Origin of the sequence: Devosia sp. Root413D1 (assembly GCF_001425235.1) — a bacterium.
Classification (GTDB): Bacteria; Pseudomonadota; Alphaproteobacteria; order Rhizobiales; family Devosiaceae; genus Devosia_A.
Genome location: NZ_LMEA01000007.1, coordinates 1 through 21,785, shown reverse-complemented (window position 1 = coordinate 21,785; position 21,785 = coordinate 1). Strand labels below are relative to the sequence as shown.

The following is a 21,785-nucleotide window of genomic DNA, read 5'->3' as shown; positions in this document are numbered from 1 at the left end:
AACGCTATGATTTGCCGCGCCCCTTCCCCGGGTGCGGCAGCTGTTTTCAGGCGGCCTCGACGACGCGCGCCGCGTGTTCGGCCTCGCGCTGGCGAACCCATTCGGCCTCAGCTTCCTCGGAAATCCTGACTAGCTTGCCCACGCGATACTCGCGCGGGCCAGTGCCCTCGGCGACGAGGTTATAGTAACTCGAACGTGAGATTTTTTGCCGGAGGCAGAACCCGTGGATCGACGGGTCTCGATCGGTATTCATTTTCAGCATCTCCTTCAGTTGTCCGTACAGGCGTTAGTGCTCCCGCTTGGACAAGGTTGATGCTGCTTGTGTACATCTGCGTCGCACGCTCCTCATAAGCGTGAAAACACGATCAGATTTTCACTCCACCTCTGGCTTCCGCCGATACAGCCGGACATTCGATTGGTAGTCTGGTTCTTTCTGCCAGCCTCGCACCGTGGCTTCCGCCCCCTTCGGCGAAGGCTGCATACCTTGGCGTTTACCAGCATCACGCACGAGCAGGCCGCGTTCGATCAGGTGCCGCGCGATGGCAGACGGCAGTGCATCGGGGGTGGCGGCCTCGAACATGATCGCCGCCTGGTATGCTTCTTCGCTCCCCGAGTGGACGGGCGAGGTGCTCGCGCTTTGCCTTGGGCGGATAAGCGCTCGGATAACTCGCGCCAACTCGTACGGAATGGGCTCTTCCACATCGGCATAAGCATCAGTGAGCCAGACCACCGCCGACTTGATGGTTTCCTTGGGATACCTCTTGGCCGGGGTTCCACCTTCGCCGCTGAGCGCTTGCCACTGCTGCCACAGCCCGCGCGCGTAAGCCCCCAGCACTTCAGGATCGTCCTCTTGTATCAGCGCCTCCCCATCCACACGCGGCAGGCGTGCTTCTGGGCCGCGCTGCAACATCTGGAGCAGTTCCTTCTGCTTCTTCAGGCCGTGAGGCGATTTTTCGGTCATCCCGGTAGTCCTTCCAGCCCCATCTGATGGCGCTCCGTTACGCCGCATCTACTTGCGTAAGGGGCGCCACAGGCGCGCTCAGCAGCGGCACAACGGCACGGCCCGCAAGTTCGTCCATCGCATCTACGATGTACGCCGCGTAGTGCTTCTCGATCATCGCGGACGATGTGTCGTGCTGAGCCGCCACCAGCCGAACAGGCAGTCCCTCGCGCAGGCCTCGCACGATGGACGAATGCCGGAAGGCATAAGGCACAACGTCGGCGGACAGTTCAGCCTTGATCCGAACGGCCCTCCAAGGACGGCTTAACTCGCTCGCATTGATCCATGGCCCGCGGCTGTCCTTGATCCAAGTCGCCGGGCCCGTCTGCCTCCACCGGGGGCGGCGCAACAACGGCTCGTGCCCTTTGCGTCCGGCAAGAGCTGGCTTGATCAGCGCGAGTACGTCCGCCCCTACTCTGCGTGCCGTATGTGTAGTCGCCTTTTCACCCTGCCCTTTGAAGGACACCGGCACCATAATGCGCCCCTGCTCCACTTGCACGTCGGCCACAGTGAGCCGCGCAACCTGCGAGAAACGCGCACCTGTCGCCGCAAGCATCACGAAAAGCATATGGAGGTCGCCGCCCCAATCGCCTTCTGCGTCAACATCAGCGCTCGCAGCCAGAACGGCCCGTATGTCGGCATCCGGAAGAACCTGCAAAGAGCGCGCGGCCGGCGCCGCGGCTCTCAGCGCCCTCAGCCCATTCTTAACCTCCAACGGGAAGTTCCCTGGTAGCCTTTTTGAGTGCCGTACGATCGCGGCGTTCAACGCGGCTTTGAAGTCGGTTGCGATCCGGACCACCGTCGCCGGCTTAAGTCCCTTTGTTCCAAGGTTCGCACGCCATTGCGACAACTCACTACCGTCGAGTTTTTCGAGCAGTCGGTCCGCAATCGGCAACGATAGAACGTGCTGCTTCAGCCGATAGCCGTCATCACGGAGGTTGGCGGCTTCTCGGGCTGCTAGATATTCATCGAGTACCAGTCGGACAGTCAGAGCGGGGCCGGCGCTCGTCTCCGACACACGCCGATGCATTCCGCGAGCCCACTCTTGCGCCTGCCAGAAATTGAGCACGCGTTCGCCGTCGGCATCGAGCTTGTCGTCAGCGTGGGCGATGGTCTCGACCTTGTATTCTTCGTGACCAACGTATTGCCGTACGACCCAGTTACCGCCCGTCTTGTTCTTCCGGTACCCGAGATGCAGCCCCTGAGCGATGCTCCGGTAGTACGGTTTCCCGCGAGCCTCGAGCTTTTCTCGTGAAGCTCGGCTTTCCAGCTGAGAGTCTCGAACTCGCTTCGCCATGGCACCCTCACTTGTCCAATATTTTGTCCAATATACGAGGGCAGATTCAATTGGACAAGCCTGAGCGTTGCCACATAAACTCCCGAAACGCTTGGGACTCCTGTAGACGCGGGTGGACATATATAGACAGAGTGAACGCTCTCTCACGGCGGGAACAGGGGTTCGATTCCCCTTGGGCGCGCCAACTCCCCTCCTTCCTCCAAGACTTGTGGGCCTCGGCATTCGTCGCGGACAGCTCTCGTCAGCTTCGCTATCCTGTGCAGGATAGCGATCGTCCCCGGAGGGTCTGGTGACTTCGATCATTCTGCTGCAACTCGGCTGGTTGGCGGTCGGCCTCACGGCGGCGGTGCTGATTCAGATTGCTGGATTGAGCTTGATCTCGCGGCTGGTGAACCGGCTGAGCGCACGACCGGACGCCGTGGCGCAGACGTGGCAGATCACCATTATGGGGCTCGTGGTGTATCTGCTCTTCGTGCTGCACCTCGTGCAGATCGCTGTCTACGCCGCGATCTATGTCGTCACCGGGGCGATCACGTCGGTGCACACGGCGCTCTACTTCGCTGCGGCAACGTTCACGACGATTGGCGGCGGCGTGGTGCAGACCGAGGAGCCGTGGCAGTTTTTCGCGGCGCTTGAGGGGCTCAGCGGCATCATCATGGTCGGCTGGTCGATCGCCTTCCTCGTGGCGGTGACGCACCGGCTCGGAATGTGGACGCAGAAGCAATCGGGCGACTAGCCATGGACCCGGGGGTCGCTTCGCACACGCCTCGCCGGTTCAGCGCATTCCACCCCGAAAATCCGGGCTCGCTTCGATCTCAAAGAACGTGCCGCACGTCAGACTATGTTCGACCTGGAGTAGAGCCCGAGCTTGCCGGCCACGGCAAATCCGCTTCGTCGATAGAATTCCGATAGTGGACCTTCGCGCTGCGACACCAGCCAGACGCCGCTGCATCCTTCGGCCGCTGCCGTTTCAACAACCGCCGAAAGGAGCGCAGTCCCTATTCCGCCGCTCTGAGCCTCGGGCAACACCGAAAGCTCATCAAGGTGGATCACCGGGACGGCATGACGCCGCTGCCGCACACCCAAGGCGATGCCTATCACCTTACCTTCATGAAGCGCGGCAAGCGCAATCGACCTCGGCGTTTCAAGCACATAGCTCACATTCTCGATGGCGGCCTCATGCGACCAGGTCTCGTTCCACGGCGGCGCGGCGTAGGCTTGTACTATGACATCAGCAGCGCCCTCGAGATGGCTCGCGGTTATGCGTTCGACCTGAAATGACATGTCTCGTCTCATCGTGAGGGCAACGATCCTTGCCGCACCGTCGGCGACACCGCAATGGGCCCCGAGCGCCGCGTAGAGTTCATTGACCCGCGGCGTAGAAGCCTTGTCGGTCGCTCCGCGTCAGCCTCCCCGCCAGCTCCGCGCACTGCACCCGGATATCCGGGATCGCCTCGATCTCGAAGAAGGTGCCGCGGGTCAGCGGCCCCACCGCCAGCAGCCGGTCGGATGGGGTGCCGAAGCGGTCGATGGTGCGGCATTCGGTGTCGACTTCGAGCCCGATGTGGAGGGGATCCGGACGGATGTCGCCGCGGGCGAGGAGGGCACGGATGGCCGGGTTGCTGGACTGCTCGACGTCGACGCTGATGCCGCCGCAATCGTAGACTCGGGCGACATCGAAGAAGGTAAGATTGCTGGCGCCTTTGCGGCGCACGGTGGCGCGGACCTCGGCGCCGCGCCGCTCGATATCGAGATAGGTGCCGGCGACGAGGCGGACCTGCCCTGCCCCCACTGCCTGTTCCAGTCGCGCGTGGAGGTCCGGCGGCAGGCGGTGGCGGTGGATGTTCCAGAACGGGCGGACATGGCTGAGGAAGCGGCGGCGGGAGCCGAGCGACCAGTTCTGCCAGATCCGCTGGTTGAACGGCCTGAGCGCATCGACGACACTGCGCCAATCCTCGCCACGCTCCGCCGCCTCCTCGACCAGGTCGCGGAACCAGGCGGTGAAATAGTGGAGCTCGGTGCCGAACGGCACGTCGGCCGCCTCGAGCGGGATCGGCGCCACCTGGCGGTGCGCCCTGGGCAGGAGACCGTGACGGGAGACCACGGTGATCGGGCCGCGATGCTGGGCTTCGGCCAGCGACAGCCAGGCATCGACCATCGAGAGGCCCGAGCCGAGCAGCAATACGGGGGCATCGGGATCGAGCGGCGTATCGGCGTCGGAGCCGACGCGCACGGCAATGCCCTTGGCGCGGGCCGGGTTGGTTTCGTGCCCCACCGCGAGTACGGCGGCATGCGCCATCAGGCTGGCGCCGCTTCCAAGTCTGGCTTCCACCCCTGCCCCGGTCGTCAGGACGTCGATGCACTCGTCGTGGACGATGTGGAGCCGGCCGGGCGCCGTGGCTTCGACTTCGGCCAGCACGTCGGCGAGGTAGCTGCCGTAGTGGCGGCGCGGCACGAAGACGAAGCGTTCGGCTTCGGTGACGAGTTTCCGGTCGCGCAGCCAGCGCCAGAAGTGGTCGGGATCATCGGCATAGGCGCTCATCCCGGGCGCGGCGACATTCAGCACGTGATCGAGCTGGCGGGTAGAATAGGCGACGCCGCGGCCGAGGCTCGGGCGCTTCTCGACCAGCGTGACGCGGATATCGGCGGCGCTGCGTAGGAGGTGCGCGGCGAGCAGCACACCGCTGGCGCCACCGCCGATAATGAGTATGGAGAGGCGTGGATGCGCTTCGTTCATGCGTGCTTCCTTGCGGGTTGGTCACGACGCAAAACGTCCCGATTGAAACGTCCGTCCTAAGCTGACGTTCTCCGAGGGCAGGTTTTTTCGTCGCCTGCGACCGGCGCGCTGCCGGAGTTCCTCGACCGGTTCCGGCACATAGACTACTAATCCAGTCGATTTAATCAACACTGTATCCTTCCCGGATGCGGCGGGGGCTGGGCTTGACGCAACTGACGCTAGACATCGCCGAACAGGGCAGTGTGCCGCTCGAGGATCGACCGGTGGAGCGTCCGCGTTCGGGCCACTGGCATCGGGTGCGGAGCGGCCTCGTCTGGGCTGTGGCGGGGCTGATCGCCGCCTATGCGGTATCGGTGGTGGCCACAAACCCGGCGATGCGCTGGGATTCGATCGGCAAGTTCCTGACCGCGCCGATCATCCTGCAGGGCCTCGTCACGACGCTGCTGATCACCTTCCTGTCCGCTGTCATCGGGCTCGTCGGCGGGCTGGTGATTGCGCTGATGCGGATGTCGGCCAACCCGCTGATCAAGACCATCGCGGTGGGCTATCTCGGATTGTTCCGGGCGGTGCCGCTCCTGGTGCAAATCCTCATCTGGTACAATCTCGGCACCTTCTTTCCTGAGCTCGGTTTCGGCATCCCGTTCACCGATATCGGGCTCTATGGCGATACCAACGTGCTGCTGAGCCCGGTGGTGGCATGCCTCATTGCCATCGGCTTGAATCAGGCCGCCTATATGGGCGAGATCATTCGCGGCGGGCTGCTGTCGGTGCAGCCGGGCCAGGTCGAAGCGGCGATCGCGCTGGGGATGACGCGGGCCAAGGCGTTCCGCCGGGTGATCGCGCCGCAGGCGGCCAAATCGATCATCCCGCCGCTCGGCAACGACATGATCAACCTGTTGAAGGCCACCTCACTGGTCTCGGTGGTGGGCGTCGGCGACCTGATGACCCGGGCGCAGGGGATCTATGCCAGCAACTATCAGGTGATTCCGCTGCTGATCGTCGCCAGCATCTGGTACCTGGCGCTGACCATCATCTTTACCTTCATCCAGGGCCTGTTGGAGCGGCGTTTCGCGGCCGGGGTGGCGCGATGAACTACGCCCCTCCCGACCTCCACGTCGCGGCGGAAGTGCCGGCGCTGATCCGTATCCGCAACGTTACCAAAAGCTACGGCACCAACCTGGTGCTGGACGGGATCAATCTCGATGTCCGGCAGGGCGAGGTGCGCTGCATCATCGGGCCTTCCGGCTCGGGCAAGAGCACCCTGCTCCGCTGCCTCAATGCGCTCACCGATTTCGACAGCGGCGCCGTGGTGCTGGACGAAACGCGGGTTGGCTACACCGAGCGCAACGGCGTGCTGAAGCCGTGGACCGGGCGGGAGGCTGCAGCATTCCGCAGCCGGGTCGGGCTGGTGTCGCAACATGTGAACCTGTTCTCGCACCGCACGGTGCTGGAGAACGTCATCGAGGGTCCGGTGCAGGTGCTCGGCGCCAGCCGCCAGGCGGCGGTGCGGACGGCGACGGACCTGCTGTCGCGGGTCGGGCTCGCCGACAAGCACGACAGCTACCCCAGCCAGCTCTCGGGCGGGCAGCAGCAACGCGCCGCCATCGCGCGGGCGCTGGCGATGACCCCCAGGGTAATGCTGTTCGACGAGGCGACCAGTGCGCTCGACCCCGAACTGGTGGGCGAGGTGCTGGGGGTGATGCAGGCCCTCGCCAGCGACGGCATGACCATGGTGGTCGTCACCCACGAGATGCGCTTTGCCGAGGAGGCAGGCGACCGGATCGCGGTGATGGATGCCGGCCGCATCATCGAGGACGGACCGGCAAGCGAGATCTTCAGCCGGCCGCGCCAGCCGCGCACCGCCGAGTTCCTCAAGGATCATTTCAGGTTCGCTCCGGCCGAGGGCCGGCGCGACCGCGCCTGAACAACCGGGCAAACGCCCATCATGCAAGAAAGAGACTGACTGTGACCAAGCTCTCATCACTCGTAACCAAGGGGCTACGCGCCGCCGGCCTGACGCTCGCCGTGGCGGCGCCGCTGTTCGCCGCTCAGGCCGTCGCCCAGGATGCCGCAGCCGAGGCGGCCCGCGCCCTGCTGCCGGCCAAGTACCGCGATGCCGGGGTGCTCAACGTCGGCGCCTCGACCGTCTACGCGCCGCACTCGTTCTTCAAGGAAGGCACCACCGAGTTCACCGGCTACGAGATCGAGCTGTTCAACGCGGTGACCGAGATCCTCGGGGTGAAACCGGTCTATACCGAAGCGCCGTTCCAGCAGCTGATCGCCGGGGTGAAGTCAGGCCGCTCGGATGTGTCGCTCGGCGATCTCGGCGACAACGACCTGCGCCGCGAGCAGGTGGATTTCATCGACCACACCCGGCTCACCTTCCAGTTGCTGATCGACGAAGCCGACAAGGACAGCATCAAGACGGTGTTCGACCTCTGCGGGCGCGATCTCGGCGTGGTGCAGGGCACCACCAACATCATCTTCAAGGCGCTGTCGCAGTGCGAGAGCAAGGGGCTGAAGCCGGCCAGCTTCATCGAGTTCCCCGATGCCACCGCCAAGGACCAGGCGATCCAGTCAGGCCGGTTGCCGCGCGCCGATATCTCGGCCACCGCCGTGGGGCGCTTTCGTGAGGCGGCCGGGCTGAACCCGGGCCAGATCCTCGTGCCGGCGCCGGAACTGGGCGACCTCTATATCGGCTTCATCGTCGACAAGGGGAATACCGAGCTTGCCAGTGCCATCGAAGCCGCACTGCAGATCCTGTTCGACAACGGCAAGTACGCCGAGATCCTCGCCGCCTACAACATCTCCGACCTCAACCTCGAAGCGCCGGGCGTCAATATCGGCCAGAACGCCTCGAACTGGGTGCAACCCAAGCCGAAGAGCTGATCGCCGGATCGATCCGCATGCGGGCGCCGGCAGCAGCCGGCGCCCAAGCCATTTCCACCAGGACCTCGATGATGCCCAGCGCCCGGCCCTCCGGCCATGACAAGATGAACATCGCCGTGCTCGTTTCGGGCGGCGGCAACCACCAGGGCGCCTGGCGCCGAGCGGGGAGCAATATCGAGCTCGCCAATACGCCGGGCTTCTACGTGGCGTTCGCGCAGGCAGCCGAGGCGGCCAAGATCGACGCGATCTTTTTTGCCGATATCCCCTCGCTCGACCCCAAGGCGCTCGGGGTAAACCCGGTTCTCAACGCCTTCGAGCCGGTGGTGCTGACCTCGTATCTCGCGGCCTTCACCAGCCGGGTCGGACTGGTGTCGAGCGTTTCGACCAGCTTCTCCGAGCCCTATACGGTGGCCCGGCAGTTCGCCTCGCTCGATCGCGTTTCGGGCGGCCGCGCCGGCTGGAACATCGTCACCTCGGCCACTGGCGAGAAGAACTATGGTGCAACGCCCCTGCCCGACCAGGATGTGCGCTATGCCCAGGCGGCCGAGTTCGTCGAGATTGCCAAGCGCCTATGGGACAGCTGGGACCAGCAAACGCTGAAGATCGACCGGGCCAGCGGGCAGTTCGGCGACATCGCCGACATCCGGCCGACCGATTTCCACGGCAAGTTCTTCGACGTGGCCGGGCCGCTCAATATCCAGCGCCCGCCGCAGGGTTGGCCGGTGCTGTTCCAGGCCGGCGCCTCGCCGATCGGCCGCGGTTTTGCCGCCGAGACGGCCGAGGGGGTGTTCACGGCGCAGCAGACGCTGGAGGACAGCCTCGAATTCGCCCGCGACATGCGGGCCCGCGTCAGCGCCGCCGGCCGCGATCCGCGCCGGGTGAAGCTGCTGCTCGGCATCACCCCGATCATCGGGGCGACCGAGGCGGAGGCAAAAGCTACGGAGCGGGAGCTGGGCGAGTTCATCGACATCAAGGCGTCGCTGAGGAAGCTCAACAGCTATATCCCCGGCGTCGACCTGTCCGGCTTCGATCTCGACAAACCGATCCCGCGCGAGGCGCTGCCGGATGTGTCGGCGGTGCAGGGTCGGCAGAGCCGCTACAAGATCTTTGCCGATCTCACTCTCAATGACGGGTGGACGCTGCGCGAGCTGGTAAAACTCACCGGTCGCTCGGATGGGCACTGGACGCTGACCGGCAGCCCGGAGCAGATCGCCAACCAGATGGCTGAGCGCTTTCTGGCGGACGCCTGCGACGGCTATGTGGTGATGCCGACCTACCACCCCGAAGGCTCCGGGCTGTTCTTTTCGGATGTGGTGCCGATCCTGCAGCAGCGCGGGCTGTTCCGCACCGAATACGAGGGCACGACGCTGCGCTCGCATCTGGGACTCGATATCCCGGAACGCGGTGCGCGAGGCATCTGACGGCCTTTGCCGCCCCGCCCCTCCCCGCTATAGAGAGCGGCAAACAGAGGGGAGTATTCGATGTCGGCTGTGGGTCATCTGTCGGAGGGGGATCGCGGACAGGCGCGGATCACCGCGATCAAGGCGTTGCGGCTCGACAGCGGCTTCTGCCTGATCCGCATCGACACCGATGCCGGCATTTCCGGCTATGGCGAATGCGGCGACCTCGATGGCGACCTGGTGCGGGCGGCGCTGCTCACCCACGCCGAGGGCGGTGCACGGCTGCCGCATCTTCAGCTGATCGGCAAGGATCCGCTCGATATCGGGGTGCACCACCACAACCTGTTCTACGCCTACCGGCAGCGCCCGGCGCACATCATGATCTGCTCGGGGCTAGACATGGCGCTCTGGGATCTCGCCGGGAAACTGCTCAACCAGCCGGTGCACAAGCTGCTCGGCGGCGCATTCCGCACCGAGCTCGAACTCTATTCGCACTGCCCGCATTTCGATTTGACCGATGCCGGCGCCTGGGCCGAAGCGGCCGCCGACCTGAAATCCGATCCGCACGGCTTCAAGACCTTCAAGGTCGATATCCACGACGCCATCGGCATACCGATGCAGGAATACGCGCCGAGCCTGTCGCCCGGCGATATCCGCAAGATCGGACGATCCTACGAGCTGGCGCGCGAGCACCTCGGCGAGGAGATCGACATCATCGTCCACTGTCACAACGAGCTCGACGCGCCGAGCGCCATCGCGGTGGCCGAGGCCGTGGAGGCGATCAAGCCGATCTACTACGAAGACCCGCTGCAGCCGGGCTTTTCGGAGAACTGGCTGGCGCTCAGGCGTTCGACCAACATCCCGATCATGACCGGCGAGAATATCGAACTGCCGGAGGGGGCGCTGCCGTTCCTCCAGCACCAGGCGGTCGATTGCCTGCAGCCCGACATCATCAGCTCGGGCGGCATCACCGGCACCAAAAAGATTGCCGACCTCGCGGCGCTCTATCGCACACCGATCACGCTGCACAATGTCAGCGGGCTGCTGATGAATGCGGCGAGCCAGCAGCTGGCGGCATCAGTGTTCAACTGTCCGCGCATCGAGTGCACCCGGCGGGCGGATAGTCTCGCCTGGGCCTCGCCCAATCCGCTGCAGGTCAGGGACGGCAAGATGCAGGTGTCGATGGCGCCGGGGTTGGGGGTGGAGCTGGATCAGGACTGGATCAGCGGGCACCGGTTTGCCGGGGAGCCGGACTGGAACTGAGGCGCCGGCCTCTCAGTGATCCTCCCCCGCSWSGCGGGGGAGGATTACGGCACCGCCGGTGATTACGGCAGCCGCTGCGTGTGCGTGGGCTCCAGCTCCGCCTTGCCGAACGTGCCCGGCAGATTGGTGTCCATCCATTCGTAGGGGTAGCCGAGCTTCAGCGGCATGGCGTCGGTCAGTTCCCGACGCACCTCCACCGGCAAGTCGAAATCGCCGGCGTCGAGGTTTTCGGCGACCTGGTCGACGCGGCGGGCGCCAATGATGGCGGCGGTGACCCTGATATCGCCGAGCAGCCAGCTCAGAGCCACCTGGCTCGGGGTGCGGCCGAGGCGGCCGGCCACTTCGACGACCTTGTCGATCATCTTCAGCGAATCCTCGAACCAGTAGCGCGGCAGGGTGATCGCCGCCTGCTGGCCGATGCGGGATTTCTCGTCGGGCTTATCCTCGCCGCGGTACTTGCCGGTGAGCATGCCGGCGGCGAGCGGGCTCCAGCAGATCATGCCGAGGCCCTGATCGTCGCAGGCCGGCAGGATCTCGCGCTCGATGTCGCGGCGGACGAGGTTGTAGAGGTGCTGCGCCGAAACCAGGGGCTCATAACCCTTGAGGGCAGCGACGCCGTTGGTCTTGGCGATCTGCCAGCCATAAAAGTTCGAGCAGCCGAGATAGCGGACCTTGCCGGCGCGGATCAGGTCGTCGGCGGCGCGGAGGCTCTCCTCGATCGGGGTGTAGGGGTCGGGCCCGTGGAACTGGTAGAGGTCGATATAGTCGGTATCGAGCCGCTTCAGGCTCTTCTCGCAGGCCTCGACGATGTGCTTGCGGCTCAGCCCGCGCGAGGTCACTGCCGGGTCGGCTGGGAACCAGCATTTGGTGGCGATCACCAGTTGGTCGCGGCTGTGATCTTTCAGCGCCACGCCGAGCATGGTCTCCGATGCGCCGCCGGAATAGCCGTTGGCGGTATCGATGAAGTTGCCGCCGCCCTCGACGAAGCGTTTGACGATGGCGCTCGAGGTCTCCTGGTCGCAGCCCCACTGCGAATTGCCGAACGTCATGGTGCCCAAGCAAAGGCGCGAGACCAACAGGCCGCTGCGGCCGAGATAGCGATACTTCATCAGTTTCCTCCGAATGCGAAATCGAACAGGGAAAGGCGGATCACTCGGTCGGGTATTTCAGCCCGATCTGCTGCCGGATGGTGTCGAGGCAGGCCATGATGGCGACGCTCTCCGAGGGTGAGAGGATGGTGCCGGCGGTCTGCTTCTCGGCGACGAGGCGTTCGAGCTCGGCGGCCTGGTACTGCATGCCGCGGCCTTCGACCTTCGAGATGTATTCTTCGACCACGCTGTTGCCGGCATCGTAGCGGCGGAAGCTGGTGGGGGTGTACCAGACCTTGTCGATCTCGATGCGGCCTTCGGTGCCGTGGATGGTGGCGATATTGCGCCCGGCAGTATCGCTGCCGGACAGCGTCAGCGCGATGGCGCCGGACTCGTAGGTGAACATCGTCGCGACGGTGCCATCCGCTCCGGTCTGTTTGAGCCGCGCAGTCGCGGCGATAGTTTTGGGCGCACCGAGCACGTCGAAGGTGAATGAGATCGGGTAGATGCCGAGGTCGAGCAGCGCTCCACCGCCGAGCTCCAGCGCGTTGAGCCGGTGCTTGGGGTCATCCGACAGGTCCTGCGTATGGTCGGCGACCACCGAGCGGATCTCGCCCAAGACGCCCGAGCGGACGATCTCGCGGATGCGCAGCATATGCGGCAGGAAGCGGGTCCACATCGCTTCGAGCACGACGAGCCCCTTGCCGGCGCCGAGATCGACGATCTCCTGCGCTTCACGGGCGTTGACGGTAAAGGCCTTCTCGATCAGCACGTGCTTGCCGTGGTTGAGCGCCAGCCTGGCGTTGTCGGCATGCATCGGGTGCGGCGTCGCGACATAGATGGCGTCGACATCGGGGTCGGCGCAGAGCGCCTCGTAACTGCCATGCGCCTTGGGGATGCCGAACTCGGCGGCGAATTTGTCGGCGCTCTGCTGGTTACGCGAGCCGACCGCGGTCACCTTATGGCCGTGCTGGTTCAGGTCCTTCACGAACTGCTCGGCAATCCAGCCGGTTGCCAATATCCCCCACCTGACGCTGCCGGCCATTCTCGTGCTCTCCCGAAGTCCGATTGTTGCGGCCCCGAGGTGTAACGACTTGGTCCGCCTGCGCAATGGTCCGGAAGGCTAATTCTGTCCGGCAAGGCTCGCTGCATTGGCCTCGCGCAGCCGCCGCCCCGCTGCCTCAGCCTCGACCTGCACTTTGTGACGCCCACCATCGGCAGTGACGTTCACCTGTACGTCCATGCCGAGATAATCCGCACGGTCGCCGATGAAGCTGCCGCTGAGCGGTTTGGCCTGCCTCGGCTCCCGCGCGACGCCAACCCGGATCAGATCCTTGTTGCCGATGATGCCGTTGGTCGGGTCGAACTCGACCCAGCCGGCGCCGGGGAGGAAAACCTGTACCCAGGCATGGGTAGCGCCACCGCCACGCATGGCCATGCCCGTATCCCGCGACGGCACATAGATGTAGCCGGTAACGAAACGCGCGGCGAAACCGAGGCTGCGGCAAGCTTCGATCATCATCAGTGCGAAGTCGCGGCAGGTGCCGGTGCCAGTGGTCAGCGTCTGTAGCGGCAGCTGCGTGCCAGGGTCGGTGCGGCGGGAGTACCTGAAACTCTCCCGGATGCCGGCGGTCATGGTCATCAGCAGGTGTCCGGTCTCCATCGCCACGCCGGAATGGGCGAACTTTCTGGCAAACGCCTCGACTTCTGGCGCCGGATGGTGCGGCCGCATGTAGGGAGCAAGGTCCGGCAGCGTCTCGGCGTCATACTCGAACGGCCACGACTTGGCCCGCTCCTCAGTCTTGAACCGCGGCACAGTCAGTGGCGTGTGGTCCAGCATGATATCGGTCTCGAAGCGCAACTCGCTGGCCGCCTCGCCGAACTCCGCGACGGTGATGCAGTTGCCGAACACGTCGTGGATCCAGTGGATCTCTGCGTCCGGAGACACGGTGATCGCCGAGCTCAGCAGCCGCTGGTCGTGGCTATCGCGCGGGCGGAACAGCACCCGGTGCTGGCCAAAGCGCACTGGCCGTGCGTAGCTGTACGTCGTGGTGTGGCGTACTCTCAGAACAGTCATCGCCGCTTCCGCTTTTGTTCCCCTGGTCAGAACAGTCGAACTGTCGCGGCGGTTCCGCGGAACTTCCCGACCTGCCCCGAATTGAGGCGCATACAACTGGGTGGTGCGATGAAGTTTTCCGTGAACTGCAGCCTGCAATACGATGTGGCGACCGATACGACGCTGATCCTTAATATCGAGGCGCAGCGCAATGCCGGCCAGAATATTCTTGCCGAACGGTTCAGCATCTCGAGCGGCGTGCCGACCGACTCGCATGTGGTGCCGGAGACGGGCAATCGCTATCGCCGCATGGTGCTACCTTTCGGCCAACACCAGATCAGCTACACGGCTGATATCGAAACGATGCCGTTCGTCGGCGACCCCGGCCAGATCGCACAGGTACCCGTCGCGGCACTGCCATTCGACGTGTTCGGCCACCTGTCGCCATCGCGCTACTGCCAGTCCGACAAACTCGGGCGGTTCGCCTGGCGCACATTCGGCGACATCGCCAACGGGCACGAAAAGGTGACGGCGATCTGCAACTGGATTTTCGAGAACGTCGACTATCTCGAAGGTTCCAGCGACGTCAGCACCTCGGCCTACGACACTTTTACGCTGCGGGCCGGCGTGTGCCGTGACTTCGCGCATCTAGGCATCACCTTCGCCCGGGCGCTGGGCATCCCTGCCCGATTTGTCTCGGCCTATGCGCTCGATCTGATCCCGCAGGATTTCCACGCCGTGTTCGAGGCCTATCTCGGCGATCGGTGGTACCTGTTCGACGCCACGCGGCTCTGCCCCATCGACGGCATCATGCGGATCGGTATCGGTCGCGACGCGGCGGACTCCGCTTTTGCCAGTTACTTTGGCCAGTTGAGCGGACCGCCCAAGCTGATTTCGGTCAAGCGTATCGATGACCAGCCGCCCAGCGCCTGGACCGTTCAGGCCGTCAGCATCTCAGCCAACTAGACACTTAAGCATTGACTTAGGTATTGACAGCGCCACTGCGTCAAGATACTTAAGATCATGCTTAACCAAGAGACAGAGCCCCTCGATCTCATGTTCCAGGCATTGGCCGACCCGACCAGGCGGCGAATGATCGAACGACTGAGCCGGGGATCCGCATCGGTCAGCGAGCTGGCCGAGCCGTTCAAGATGAGCCTGCCCGCCATCGTGCAGCACCTGCAAGTGCTGGAACAGAGCGGGCTGGTGACGACGCAGAAGGTGGGACGGGTGCGGACCTGCACCATCGACACGGGAGCGCTCAGCATGGCCGAGAAGTGGATCAATGATCGACGCATCGGCTGGGAGCACCGGCTGGATCGGCTGGGGGCGTTCCTCGACGCGCTGCCCAGCGGCCCGGACAAGCCGGTGAAGTAGCGCCCCACCAGCGCGTCATGGACGACAGAACTGAGACAATCGGCCGGAAGCAGCGTTTCCGGTAACGGGCGAGCTTTGCCCAGGAGGATCGAATGGCCAAAGTCGTGTTGAGTTTTTCGATGTCGCTCGATGGCTACATCGCAGGCCCGAACGTCTCGGTTCGCGACGGTATGGGAGTCGGCGGCGAGCGGCTGCACGAGTGGATGTTCGCCAGCAGCGGCACCAAGGCGGGTGATGGCAGCTACAGCAGCACCGAGGCCCAGGACGCGGCCGAGATCGATCTGGCTTTCAGCACGGTCGGCGCAACGATCGTCGGCCGTCGCACCTATGATGTGGGCCTGCAGCACTGGAACGACACGCCCTACCCGGTGCCGTCGTTCGTCCTCACCCACAACCCCAAGCCCGAACAGCAGATGAAAAGCGCCAGCTTCCGCTTCGTCACAGACGGAGTGGAGAGCGCCGTGCGGCAGGCCTGCGAGGCGGCAGGCGACAAGGACGTGGTGGTGATGGGCGCTTCCGCCGCTCAGCAGGTGCTGCGCGCCGGCCTCGCCGACGTAATCCGCGTCCAGGTGGTCAGTGTGCTGCTTGGCGGCGGTACGCGCCTGTTCGACAGACTTGGCGATGCTCAGATCGAGCTCGCCCGTACCCGGGTGGTCACGGCTTCGCCCGGCGTCACCCACCTCGAATTCAATGTCATCAACCAAGCCTAGACAGAGGAAACCCAAATGACCGAACGTTCCATCGCCCACGGCAGCTTCACCGTCGAACGCAAGTACAAGCATGCTCCGAGCAAGGTGTACTCCGCCTGGTCCAATCCCGAATTCAAGCGCCAGTGGTTCGGCTCGCCGAGCCCCGACAAGCCGAAGGACGTCATGGACTTCCGCGTCGGCGGCCGCGAGTTCAACGAGGCCGAGATGGGCGGCGACACCTATGTGTTCGACGTCACCTATCGCGACATCGTGCCCGACAACCGCATCATCTACACCTACGAGATGCTGAAGAACGGCGCGCGCATTTCGGTGTCGCTGGCGACCGTCGAGTTCTTCCCGGAAGCCGCCGGCACCCGCATGGTGGTGAAGGAAGACGGCGCCTTCCTCGACGGGCTCGACAAGATGGCCGATCGCGAGGCGGGCACCAACTACATCATCGACCTGATGGGAAAGTGGCTCGACGAACAATGAGCGCCAAATCGCATAGCGTGATGATTGGCGACCTCGAGGTGCACTACCTCGAGGAAGGCCGCGGGCAGCCGCTGCTGCTGCTGCACGGGGGCACGGCGACCGCCGACTCCTGGGGCGCGGCGATGCCGCGGCTGGCCGACCGCTATCGCGTCTTCGCGCTCGATACCCGCGGACACGGCAGGACCAACAACCCCGCCCAGAAGATGAGCTACGCGCAGTTCGCCGATGATGTCGCCGGCTTCATCGCAACGCTCGGCCTCAGGAAGCCGCTGATCATCGGCTATAGCGATGGCGGGCAGACGGCGCTGGAATTCGGGCTCCGGCATCCGGGCAAGGCGGGAGCGCTGGTGCTGGGCGGCACGATCAGCCGGCCGACCGAGGCCTATCTGGAGGGGCTGCACGGTTGGGGGTTTCCGGCGCCGGGCAAGGTCGATTTCGACCGTGTTGCGGCCGAGTACGGTCCGTATTTCGAGCAGATCAAGGTGACGCACATGCATCACTATGGTCCGGATTACTGGAAGGCGTTTCTCAGCCAGATCTCCGAGCTGTGGCTCACCCTGCCCAATTACAGCGAGCGCCAGCTGGCCTCGATCTCGGCGCCGACGCTGGTGATCATGGGCGACCGCGACCACCTTGGTGGCGCTGAGGAAGCCAACCGGCTTTACCGGCACCTCGGCGCCGGCGAGCTTTCCATCATCGCCAATGTCGGCCACGAGGCCGTCAACAAACCACTGTTCTGGGACGCTGTGCGCGAGTTCCTCGCCCGGCGCGACGAGCGCCAGGACTAGCTGAACGTCCGGCTGACGCAGCCCCACCCCACCCTTGATCCCTCCCCATCAAGGGGAGGGAGACGCCAACTGAGGATGCAGCGAACTCGATCTGCCTCCCTCCCCCTTGTGGGGAGGGAATGAGGGTGGGGGTGGCCCCACGCTGCAGCCCCCGCCCTACTCCGCCGCCGCCTTCAGCCGCGGCTTCACCCGATGCCGTCCGACCGGCACGATCATCGGGGTGTGCGACACCGGGTCGTCACACACTTCGGCGTCCATGCCGAATATCGACTTCACCAGCGCTGCCGTCACCACTTCGGCCGGCGGGCCGGAGGCCGCGATCTTGCCGTCGCGCATGGCGACGATGTGGTCGGCGTAGCGACAGGCGAGGTTGAGGTCGTGCAGCACCGCGACCACGGTGCGGCCGCGCTGCTGCACCAGATCGGTCAACAGGTCCAGCACTTCGACCTGGTGGTTGATATCGAGGAAGGTGGTCGGCTCGTCCAGCAGCAGCAGCTCGGTTTCCTGCGCCAGCGCCATGGCGATCCAGACGCGCTGGCGTTGCCCGCCGGAGAGCTCGTCGACGGCGCGGCCGGCGAGATCGAGCGTGTCCGTCGCTTGCAGCGCAGTGGCGACCGCTGCGTCATCGGCGGCGACCCAGTGGCGGAACCAGCCCTGGTGCGGATAGCGGCCGCGGCCGACGAGGTCCGCAACGGTGATGCCGTCAGGCGCTACCGGGGTCTGCGGCAGGACGCCGAGCAGCGTCGCGACCTCGCGGGTCGGCATCTGGTGGATGGCGCGGCCATCGAGATAGACCGTGCCGGCGCTCGGGGTCAGCAGCCGCGCCAGGCCGCGCAGCAAGGTGGACTTGCCGCAGGCATTGGCGCCGACGATGACGGTGAACTTGCCGGGTGGGATGTCGATGCTCAGCTTGTCGACGATAGTACGATCGCCATAGCCGAGCGTCAGGTCGGCGGCCGAGAGCTGGTGGTTCACTGTCATCTTGGGCCTCCAATCAGCCGCCGCGGCCCGAACGATGGGCAGCGGCAAGCAGGTAGATGAGGAACACGGCGCCGAGTGCGCCGGTGACGACGCCGACCGGCAACTGGTTGCGGCCGAGCATGTGCTGGGCGACGAAATCGGCGGCGTTGGTGACGAGCCCGCCGACCAAAGCCGCCGGCAGCAGCACATTGCCGGAGGGTCCGAGCAGTCGCCGCGCGATCGGGCCGGCAATGAAGGCGACGAACGATACCGGGCCGACGGCGGCCGTGGCGAAAGCAGCGAGCAGCACCGCCACGAGGATCAGGCCGAGGCGGGAGAACTCGACCCGGGTGCCGAGCGCCCGCGCCGCGTCGTCCCCCATCTGCAGCGTGCGCAGCGAACGCGACAGCACCGCCGCGAGCGGCACCAGCACGAGGAGCGCGACGGCGAGCGGGGTGAGGTTCTCGAAGGTCGAGCCGTTGAGGCTGCCGGTGAGCCAGCTCAGCGCTTCCTGCACTTCCATGATGCGGGCGCGGGTGAAGAGATACGACACCACTGCGCCGGCCAGCGCCGCCATGCCGATGCCGATCAGCACCAGCCGGTAAGGCGTGACGCCGTTGCGCCAGGCGAGCCCGTAGATCAAGAGCGCGGTCAGCACTGCGCCGCCGCAGGCCATCACCGAGACGCCGAGCCCCGACCACTTGAAGATGATGATCGCCAGCACCGCGGCGGCGCTCGCCCCGGTGGTGATGCCGACGATGTCGGGGCTGGCGAGCGGGTTGCGGAGGATGGTCTGGAAAACGATGCCGGATAGCCCGAACGCCGCCCCTGAAAGCAGCCCGGCCATGACGCGCGGCAAGCGCACGCCGAGGACGATGAAATCGTTCGCCGCATCGGCATTGCCGGTGAAGGGCGAGAGCAGCGAGCGCACCACGTCAGCGAGTGGCAGCGGATAGTCGCCGATCGACATCGACAGGCTGGCCACCGCCAGCGACAGCAGCGCGAGGCCGAGCACGACGAGGCCATAGCGGCGCTGCAGGCGCCTGCGCACCGCGACGACGGCGCCAACCGGGGCAAAGCTCGAGGCGGCGCTCACAGCTCAGCCAGCTTCCTGCGCCGCACCAGCGCAATGAAGAATGGCGCCCCGAGCGCCGCCGTAACGATGCCGACCTGCAGCTCGCCCGGCGGCACGATGATGCGGCCGACAATGTCGGCACCGAGCAGCAGGATGGGAGCCAGCAGCATCGAGTAGGGCAGGATCCAGCGGTAGTTCGGGCCGGTGAAGGCGCGGGCGAGATGCGGCACAGTGAGGCCGACAAAGGCGATCGGTCCGGCGGCAGCAGTGGCGGCGCCGGCGAGGATCACCGCGGCGAAGCCGACCATGGCGCGACCGCGCTGCACCTTGAGGCCGAGACCGCGGGCCACATCGTCGCCCAGCGCCAGGCCATCGAGGATGCGCGAGGTGAGCAGCGCCAGGACGATGCCGGCAAGGATGAACGGCGCCACCTGCATCAGGATGTCGGTGGTGCGGCCGGTCAGTGCGCCAACCTGCCAGAAGCGGATCTGGTCGAGGGTTTGGACATTGGTGATGAGAATGGCTGATGTGACCGAGGTCAGCGCGGCGGTGACTGCGGCGCCGGCCAGCGCCAGCTTCACCGGGGTCGCGCCTTCGCGGCCGAGCGAGGCGACAAGGTAGACTACCAGCATCGCCGCCCCTGCCCCGAGGAAGGCCAGCCAGACATAGCCGGAGAGCTGGGTGACACCGAACACCGAAATGCCGAGCACCACGCAGAGCGTTGCGCCGGCATTGATGCCGAGGATGCCGGGGTCAGCCAGTGGGTTGCGGGTCGCGCCCTGGAGGATCGCGCCGGAGAGCCCGAGCGCCGCGCCGACCAGGAGGCCGACCAGGGTGCGTGGCAGGCGCAGGTCGAGAATGATCTTGTGGTTGGTCTGCGTGGGGTCGAACGCCGTCACGGCGTTCCAGATGTCGCTGAGTGCGATCGGGCGGGCGCCGACGGTGATCGAGAGCGCCAGCACCACGACGAGCGCCACCGCCAGCAGCACGAAGCCGCCGGCGCGGGCTGCCGGCGGCAGGCCCGCCGATGTGCCGCCCGGCGACATACTCTAGTCGCCGATGCTGACGTCGGCAGCGGCGATGGCGGCGCTGAGCTTATCGAGCTCCGTGGCATAGGCGGCGTAATTGCGCAGCCAGAACGCCGGCCAGTCGGTCACCTGCCCTGCCGCGGCGGCGCGCAGCGTGGTCCAGGTGGCCTGGGCCTTGGCGGTCTCCATGGTGATCTTGGAGCGGTTGTCGACGAGGATCAAGTCGGGCTGGTACTTGTCGATGTTCTCCCAGCTCAGCGTCTCCCAGTAGCCGCGGTCATCGGCAATTACCGGGTCGATCAGCTTGAGACCCCAGGAGGCAAAATCCATCAGCTCGGACGAACCTTCGGTGGCGGCGACATAGAGCGCGTCAGTGCCGGCCCAGACCGCAAGGGCCGAGAGATCGGGTTTCGTGGCAACGGCCGCCTTGAACTTGTCACGCGCGGTCTCGAAAGCGGCCTTGTCGGCGGCGACCTCAGGAGCCGCGAGATCGGCGCCAAGGCTCGCCGCTAGCTTCTCGTAATCCTCGATCAGGGTGACGATCGAAGCGCCCTGCTTCGGGCCGGTGATCGGCGCCAGCGGCTTCAAGGCGTTGACCACGTCGGCCCCACCGCTCCAGGTATTGTCGAGCGGCCACCATTCACCGACGATCAGGTCCGGCTTCAGGGCCGCGGCCTTCTCGATGCTGACCTCGCCCCAGGCTTCGCCGATGATCTCGATGCCGGTGAGGTCAAGCCCTTCGAGCGCCTTGGCATCGGCGATGGCGCTGTCGGCATAGATGCCGACCGGACGAATGCCGAGCGGGATCAAGCCGGCAGCCGCGTCCTGGCTGGCGATGATGCGCGTCGGCACGTGGTTCACAGTCACAGTGGTGCCTGACCCATCGGCATAGGTCCAAGCCTCTGCGAAAGCGGCGCCGGGCACCGAGAGCAGGAGTGTCGCAAAAGCAGTTGCGGCAAGCGTCTTGAGGGACATTGGCGGGACCCAGATATGTTGATTGTTCGGGTCACCTATCAGCGCGCTATGCTGATTAGTCAAGTCATGTTTCCGGCTCACGACCGTGAGTCATGCGGGTTTCACCAATCGGTGCTATGGCTTAGCCGCCAACACGCGAGACCGGGACGTGATCGAGCTGCCGCCGGCCATCGAAGAATACTGGTACGCCTTCGATTGGAACGTCGAGGCGCTGTGGGCGCTGGACCTGCCGTCCGAAGCGTTTCCGATCGACAAGCTGCTCTGGCACCTCGATGTGCCGCTGTGGGAACTCGACGGGCACCGCTATGCGCTGACGCCCCGCCAGGTGCTGCGCTCGCCCTATCGCTATGACAAGGAATATCGGCGGGTGCGGGCGGCGAGCCTGGTGTTCCCGATCGAGATCACCCGGCTGAAGGGCCGCTGGCTGATCCTCGACGGCGTCCACCGGATGACCCGGGCGCACGAGGACGGGCACGAGGAAATTTTCGTGCGCAAGGTGCCGCGGAAGCTGATCAGGTAGGGGTTGGCGCAGCGTGCTTGGCGCCCCTCACCCCGGCCCTCTCCCCAGAGGGGCCTGTTGCATAATTCTGCAGGTGTGATTCCGTGACTATGGAGAGCGGAGTTGATGACCGATGGCGATCAAGCGGACAGGGCAGTTGGGTTTTGCCGCC

At 65.2% G+C, this 21,785-nt stretch carries 24 protein-coding genes; 12 read left to right on the top strand and 12 right to left on the bottom strand.

Annotated features, from left to right (window positions below):
• Nucleotides 1-46: 46 nt before the first annotated feature.
• From ASC89_RS04930 to ASC89_RS04920, 3 genes are all read right to left on the bottom strand, one after another.
• On the bottom strand, nt 47-253 hold the full coding sequence (locus ASC89_RS04930) for a hypothetical protein (RefSeq protein ID WP_055996685.1): 207 nt from the start codon (nt 251-253) through the stop codon (nt 47-49).
• A gap of 120 nt (nt 254-373) precedes the next feature.
• Nucleotides 374-961, bottom strand: coding sequence for a hypothetical protein (locus tag ASC89_RS04925; protein ID WP_055995350.1), 588 nt, complete (start codon nt 959-961; stop codon nt 374-376).
• Between the two features lie 37 nt (nt 962-998).
• The gene (locus tag ASC89_RS04920; RefSeq protein ID WP_055995347.1) at nt 999-2,297 is read right to left on the bottom strand and encodes a site-specific integrase; all 1,299 of its coding nucleotides are present in this window, start codon (nt 2,295-2,297) and stop codon (nt 999-1,001) included.
• A gap of 289 nt (nt 2,298-2,586) precedes the next feature.
• On the opposite strand from ASC89_RS04920, the gene ASC89_RS04915 reads away from it, so the two are divergent.
• Nucleotides 2,587-3,033, top strand: coding sequence for an ion channel (locus ASC89_RS04915; RefSeq protein ID WP_055995344.1), 447 nt, complete (start codon nt 2,587-2,589; stop codon nt 3,031-3,033).
• Between the two features lie 98 nt (nt 3,034-3,131).
• Here ASC89_RS04915 and ASC89_RS04910 read toward each other — a convergent pair whose 3' ends face one another.
• Nucleotides 3,132-3,581 (bottom strand): GNAT family N-acetyltransferase, encoded by a 450-nt coding sequence (locus ASC89_RS04910; RefSeq protein WP_055995341.1) that lies wholly within the window; start codon nt 3,579-3,581, stop codon nt 3,132-3,134.
• Nucleotides 3,582-3,660: 79 nt separating this feature from the next.
• On the bottom strand, nt 3,661-5,034 hold the full coding sequence (locus ASC89_RS04905) for an FAD/NAD(P)-binding protein (protein ID WP_055995338.1): 1,374 nt from the start codon (nt 5,032-5,034) through the stop codon (nt 3,661-3,663).
• A gap of 203 nt (nt 5,035-5,237) precedes the next feature.
• Between ASC89_RS04905 and ASC89_RS04900 the strand changes: the two genes are divergently transcribed.
• From ASC89_RS04900 to ASC89_RS04880, 5 genes are read left to right on the top strand one after another with little or no spacing between them, the layout of a single operon-like run.
• Nucleotides 5,238-6,125: an amino acid ABC transporter permease gene (locus ASC89_RS04900; protein ID WP_162247902.1), complete on the top strand. Its 888-nt coding sequence runs from the start codon at nt 5,238-5,240 to the stop codon at nt 6,123-6,125.
• A complete protein-coding gene (locus tag ASC89_RS04895) occupies nt 6,122-6,958 on the top strand; it encodes an amino acid ABC transporter ATP-binding protein (protein WP_244488400.1) in 837 nt (278 codons plus the stop codon). Before ASC89_RS04900 ends, ASC89_RS04895 begins: the two co-directional genes overlap by 4 nt.
• Nucleotides 6,959-6,999: 41 nt before the next feature.
• The gene (locus tag ASC89_RS04890; protein ID WP_055995329.1) at nt 7,000-7,923 is read left to right on the top strand and encodes a transporter substrate-binding domain-containing protein; all 924 of its coding nucleotides are present in this window, start codon (nt 7,000-7,002) and stop codon (nt 7,921-7,923) included.
• A gap of 17 nt (nt 7,924-7,940) precedes the next feature.
• Nucleotides 7,941-9,344, top strand: a complete 1,404-nt coding sequence (locus ASC89_RS04885) for an NtaA/DmoA family FMN-dependent monooxygenase (protein WP_156384507.1) — start codon at nt 7,941-7,943, stop codon at nt 9,342-9,344.
• 60 nt (nt 9,345-9,404) lie between these two features.
• Entirely contained in the window at nt 9,405-10,586 is a 1,182-nt protein-coding gene (locus ASC89_RS04880; protein ID WP_055995323.1) for a mandelate racemase/muconate lactonizing enzyme family protein, read from the top strand.
• 62 nt (nt 10,587-10,648) lie between these two features.
• On the opposite strand, the gene ASC89_RS04875 is transcribed toward ASC89_RS04880, so the two are convergent.
• The 3 genes from ASC89_RS04875 to ASC89_RS04865 form a co-directional block, all read right to left on the bottom strand.
• Nucleotides 10,649-11,695, bottom strand: a complete 1,047-nt coding sequence (locus ASC89_RS04875) for an aldo/keto reductase (protein ID WP_055995320.1) — start codon at nt 11,693-11,695, stop codon at nt 10,649-10,651.
• A 40-nt stretch (nt 11,696-11,735) separates the two neighbouring features.
• Complete coding sequence (locus ASC89_RS04870) at nt 11,736-12,719, bottom strand: Gfo/Idh/MocA family protein (RefSeq protein WP_055995317.1); 984 nt, start codon at nt 12,717-12,719, stop codon at nt 11,736-11,738.
• A 78-nt stretch (nt 12,720-12,797) separates the two neighbouring features.
• Entirely contained in the window at nt 12,798-13,751 is a 954-nt protein-coding gene (locus tag ASC89_RS04865) for a transglutaminase family protein (protein ID WP_082528078.1), read from the bottom strand.
• Between the two features lie 108 nt (nt 13,752-13,859).
• On the opposite strand from ASC89_RS04865, the gene ASC89_RS04860 reads away from it, so the two are divergent.
• The 5 genes from ASC89_RS04860 (at nt 13,860) to ASC89_RS04840 (ending at nt 17,076) form a co-directional block, all read left to right on the top strand.
• On the top strand, nt 13,860-14,696 hold the full coding sequence (locus ASC89_RS04860) for a transglutaminase family protein (RefSeq protein WP_055878786.1): 837 nt from the start codon (nt 13,860-13,862) through the stop codon (nt 14,694-14,696).
• Nucleotides 14,697-14,753: 57 nt separating this feature from the next.
• Nucleotides 14,754-15,107 carry a helix-turn-helix transcriptional regulator gene (locus tag ASC89_RS04855; RefSeq protein WP_055878789.1) on the top strand — a complete coding sequence of 118 codons (354 nt, stop codon included), beginning with the start codon at nt 14,754-14,756 and terminating at the stop codon, nt 15,105-15,107.
• Between the two features lie 92 nt (nt 15,108-15,199).
• Nucleotides 15,200-15,817, top strand: coding sequence for a dihydrofolate reductase family protein (locus ASC89_RS04850; protein WP_055995314.1), 618 nt, complete (start codon nt 15,200-15,202; stop codon nt 15,815-15,817).
• Nucleotides 15,818-15,832: 15 nt separating this feature from the next.
• Nucleotides 15,833-16,288, top strand: a complete 456-nt coding sequence (locus tag ASC89_RS04845) for an SRPBCC family protein (RefSeq protein WP_055995312.1) — start codon at nt 15,833-15,835, stop codon at nt 16,286-16,288.
• Nucleotides 16,285-17,076 carry an alpha/beta fold hydrolase gene (locus ASC89_RS04840; protein WP_055878798.1) on the top strand — a complete coding sequence of 264 codons (792 nt, stop codon included), beginning with the start codon at nt 16,285-16,287 and terminating at the stop codon, nt 17,074-17,076. Before ASC89_RS04845 ends, ASC89_RS04840 begins: the two co-directional genes overlap by 4 nt.
• Nucleotides 17,077-17,232: 156 nt before the next feature.
• On the opposite strand, the gene ASC89_RS04835 is transcribed toward ASC89_RS04840, so the two are convergent.
• Genes ASC89_RS04835 through ASC89_RS04820 form a run of 4 tightly spaced genes read right to left on the bottom strand, consistent with a single transcriptional unit; the run spans nt 17,233 to nt 21,114 of the window.
• Nucleotides 17,233-18,057: an ABC transporter ATP-binding protein gene (locus ASC89_RS04835; RefSeq protein WP_055995309.1), complete on the bottom strand. Its 825-nt coding sequence runs from the start codon at nt 18,055-18,057 to the stop codon at nt 17,233-17,235.
• Nucleotides 18,058-18,070: 13 nt separating this feature from the next.
• Entirely contained in the window at nt 18,071-19,132 is a 1,062-nt protein-coding gene (locus ASC89_RS04830) for an iron chelate uptake ABC transporter family permease subunit (RefSeq protein ID WP_055995306.1), read from the bottom strand.
• Nucleotides 19,129-20,157 carry an iron ABC transporter permease gene (locus ASC89_RS04825; RefSeq protein WP_055995303.1) on the bottom strand — a complete coding sequence of 343 codons (1,029 nt, stop codon included), beginning with the start codon at nt 20,155-20,157 and terminating at the stop codon, nt 19,129-19,131. Before ASC89_RS04825 ends, ASC89_RS04830 begins: the two co-directional genes overlap by 4 nt.
• Before the next feature lie 3 nt (nt 20,158-20,160).
• Nucleotides 20,161-21,114: an ABC transporter substrate-binding protein gene (locus ASC89_RS04820; RefSeq protein WP_055995300.1), complete on the bottom strand. Its 954-nt coding sequence runs from the start codon at nt 21,112-21,114 to the stop codon at nt 20,161-20,163.
• Nucleotides 21,115-21,262: 148 nt separating this feature from the next.
• Here ASC89_RS04820 and ASC89_RS04815 point away from each other — a divergent pair, with 148 nt between their 5' ends.
• Nucleotides 21,263-21,634 carry a hypothetical protein gene (locus ASC89_RS04815; RefSeq protein ID WP_055995297.1) on the top strand — a complete coding sequence of 124 codons (372 nt, stop codon included), beginning with the start codon at nt 21,263-21,265 and terminating at the stop codon, nt 21,632-21,634.
• The last annotated feature ends 151 nt before the right edge of the window (nt 21,635-21,785 follow it).

Excerpts from the sequence above, each read along its gene's own strand:
- ASC89_RS04930 (WP_055996685.1), bottom strand. The coding sequence starts at position 253 with ATGAATACCGATCGAGACCCGTCGATCCACGGGTTCTGCCTCCGGCAA.
- ASC89_RS04925 (WP_055995350.1), bottom strand. The coding sequence starts at position 961 with ATGACCGAAAAATCGCCTCACGGCCTGAAGAAGCAGAAGGAACTGCTC.
- ASC89_RS04920 (WP_055995347.1), bottom strand. The coding sequence starts at position 2,297 with ATGGCGAAGCGAGTTCGAGACTCTCAGCTGGAAAGCCGAGCTTCACGA.
- ASC89_RS04910 (WP_055995341.1), bottom strand. The coding sequence starts at position 3,581 with ATGTCATTTCAGGTCGAACGCATAACCGCGAGCCATCTCGAGGGCGCT.
- ASC89_RS04905 (WP_055995338.1), bottom strand. The coding sequence starts at position 5,034 with ATGAACGAAGCGCATCCACGCCTCTCCATACTCATTATCGGCGGTGGC.
- ASC89_RS04895 (WP_244488400.1), top strand. The coding sequence starts at position 6,122 with ATGAACTACGCCCCTCCCGACCTCCACGTCGCGGCGGAAGTGCCGGCG.
- ASC89_RS04885 (WP_156384507.1), top strand. The coding sequence starts at position 7,941 with ATGCGGGCGCCGGCAGCAGCCGGCGCCCAAGCCATTTCCACCAGGACC.
- ASC89_RS04880 (WP_055995323.1), top strand. The coding sequence starts at position 9,405 with ATGTCGGCTGTGGGTCATCTGTCGGAGGGGGATCGCGGACAGGCGCGG.
- ASC89_RS04875 (WP_055995320.1), bottom strand. The coding sequence starts at position 11,695 with ATGAAGTATCGCTATCTCGGCCGCAGCGGCCTGTTGGTCTCGCGCCTT.
- ASC89_RS04870 (WP_055995317.1), bottom strand. The coding sequence starts at position 12,719 with ATGGCCGGCAGCGTCAGGTGGGGGATATTGGCAACCGGCTGGATTGCC.
- ASC89_RS04865 (WP_082528078.1), bottom strand. The coding sequence starts at position 13,751 with ATGACTGTTCTGAGAGTACGCCACACCACGACGTACAGCTACGCACGG.
- ASC89_RS04860 (WP_055878786.1), top strand. The coding sequence starts at position 13,860 with ATGAAGTTTTCCGTGAACTGCAGCCTGCAATACGATGTGGCGACCGAT.
- ASC89_RS04855 (WP_055878789.1), top strand. The coding sequence starts at position 14,754 with ATGCTTAACCAAGAGACAGAGCCCCTCGATCTCATGTTCCAGGCATTG.
- ASC89_RS04850 (WP_055995314.1), top strand. The coding sequence starts at position 15,200 with ATGGCCAAAGTCGTGTTGAGTTTTTCGATGTCGCTCGATGGCTACATC.
- ASC89_RS04845 (WP_055995312.1), top strand. The coding sequence starts at position 15,833 with ATGACCGAACGTTCCATCGCCCACGGCAGCTTCACCGTCGAACGCAAG.
- ASC89_RS04840 (WP_055878798.1), top strand. The coding sequence starts at position 16,285 with ATGAGCGCCAAATCGCATAGCGTGATGATTGGCGACCTCGAGGTGCAC.
- ASC89_RS04835 (WP_055995309.1), bottom strand. The coding sequence starts at position 18,057 with ATGACAGTGAACCACCAGCTCTCGGCCGCCGACCTGACGCTCGGCTAT.
- ASC89_RS04825 (WP_055995303.1), bottom strand. The coding sequence starts at position 20,157 with ATGTCGCCGGGCGGCACATCGGCGGGCCTGCCGCCGGCAGCCCGCGCC.
- ASC89_RS04820 (WP_055995300.1), bottom strand. The coding sequence starts at position 21,114 with ATGTCCCTCAAGACGCTTGCCGCAACTGCTTTTGCGACACTCCTGCTC.